Below are 1,658 nucleotides of genomic sequence, written 5' to 3' on the forward strand. Positions count from 1 at the left end.
GAGGGAGCGGGACCTATGGTTGAGGTCGACTGGACCGGCGAAGACGTACTCGCTCTTCGCGTGGCGATGAAGCGAAGTCGCTATGAGTTCGCACGCCTGGTGGGCGTCACCCCGCGCACCGTGATCTTGTGGGAGAACGGCCGGACAACCCGGATGCATGCCGCAAGCAGGCGTTTGCTCGATCGAGTGCTATCGGAGGCCGACTCGGTCGTCGTCGCGCGATTCGAGCGCGCGATCGCGAGCCCGACAGCGGCCCGCGATACCGAAGAGACGAGCCCGGCGCTCGATCGGAAACAGCTCGGTAGGGACATCGGGCTCGACAAGGAAGTCGAGGATGACGACGTGAGAAGGCGATTGCTATTGGCCTGCATCGGTGCGGGCCTGGCCGGTCAGGCGGCCGATATGGTCGCGAGCGAACCGGAGAAGATGCTCGCCACCCTGGATGCGGGCTCGATGAGCGAACGGCGGCTCGGCCTGCTCGAGCAATCCGTCGAGGCCCTCGGCGCCCGCGTCGTGCAGGTGCCGCCGCACGAGTTGCTGCATGCCACGCTCGATCAATTCCGCGCGGTCCGTGGCTGTCTCGCGGAACGGCAGGCGACCCATCATCAAATCCGACTGGTCCGTACGGCCGGACGTCTGGCAAATGTCGTCGGCGAAATTCTGTTCAATGAGGGACATTTCGGCCAGGCTCGATTGTGGTACACCACTGCAATTCACGCCGCCCAGGACATCGGCGACCGCTATTCCGAGGACATCGCACTCGCCGGATTGTCGTATTTACCAACCTATAGCGATAATCCGAAGGAAGTTTTGAACCTGCTCAGCCCGCGCCTCGAAGAAAATCCGGGCAAAGGTCCGGCGGCGGCCTGGTTGTGGGGAATGGCGGCCCGGGCGCACGCCAGCCTCGGCAATTCCGACGGCTTCGCCCGCTGCATCTCGAGATCGGAGCAGGCGCTGGAAAATGTTCCCGCGGAACAACTCTCGATCGGCATCTTTTCCTTCCGCCCGGAGAAGCTCGCCTTCTATCAGGCCATCGGCTATTCCCGACTGGGCCGCACCGAGCAGACCGCCCTGGCATCCGAGCGAGCTATCGGGCTCTACGACCCGAGCGAGACCATGGAACCCGCACTGGTCCGGTTCGAACACGCCACCGCGTTGCTGGCCTCGGGCGAGGTGGACGAGGCCTGCGCGGTGGCGACCCGCGCGATCACCAATGGCCACACCTACGTCGGCCTCACCGTCACCAAGCGCGCGAAACAATTCGATGCCGCGCTGTCGGGTTTCCGGGGTCGCGCCGTCGCCGATTGGCGCGAGCAGGCTCGGATGATCGTCGATACTCCGCGCACCCGGGCATGAGGGGGTAGGGCGCACCGGTCGGCAGGGGGGATGTGCGAACCGGCGCACCCTACCTATTCAGTTGGCCTCGGGCTGCATCGCGGTAATGAGTGAATTGGGACGCATATCCCGCCAGTGGGATTCGACGTACTTCAGGCAGGAGCGACGCGCGGCCGCGCCGTAGGCGATGGTCCAGCCGCCGGGAACGGCGGCGAAGATCGGCCACAGGGAGTGCTGTCCTTCGGCATTGGTCAGGACGTAGAACTGGGCGTCATCGTCGTCGAACGGGTTGGTCATCTGGTCGGCCTTCCTGGTGGGAGAGT

2 protein-coding genes are annotated in these 1,658 nt (G+C 64.8%); one reads left to right on the plus strand and one right to left on the minus strand.

All coding sequences use genetic code 11. The features are described 5' to 3' along the window. Positions 1 to 15: 15 nt before the first annotated feature. Entirely contained in the window at positions 16 to 1,356 is a 1,341-nt protein-coding gene (locus tag OIE68_RS27345) for a helix-turn-helix transcriptional regulator (protein WP_327093943.1), read from the plus strand. A 57-nt stretch (positions 1,357 to 1,413) separates the two neighbouring features. On the opposite strand, the gene OIE68_RS27350 is transcribed toward OIE68_RS27345, so the two are convergent. Continuing rightward, positions 1,414 to 1,632, minus strand: coding sequence for an MbtH family protein (locus tag OIE68_RS27350; protein WP_327093944.1), 219 nt, complete (start codon positions 1,630 to 1,632; stop codon positions 1,414 to 1,416). Positions 1,633 to 1,658 lie beyond the last annotated feature (26 nt).

Source organism: Nocardia vinacea (genome assembly GCF_035920345.1).
GTDB lineage: Bacteria > Actinomycetota > Actinomycetes > Mycobacteriales > Mycobacteriaceae > Nocardia > Nocardia vinacea_A.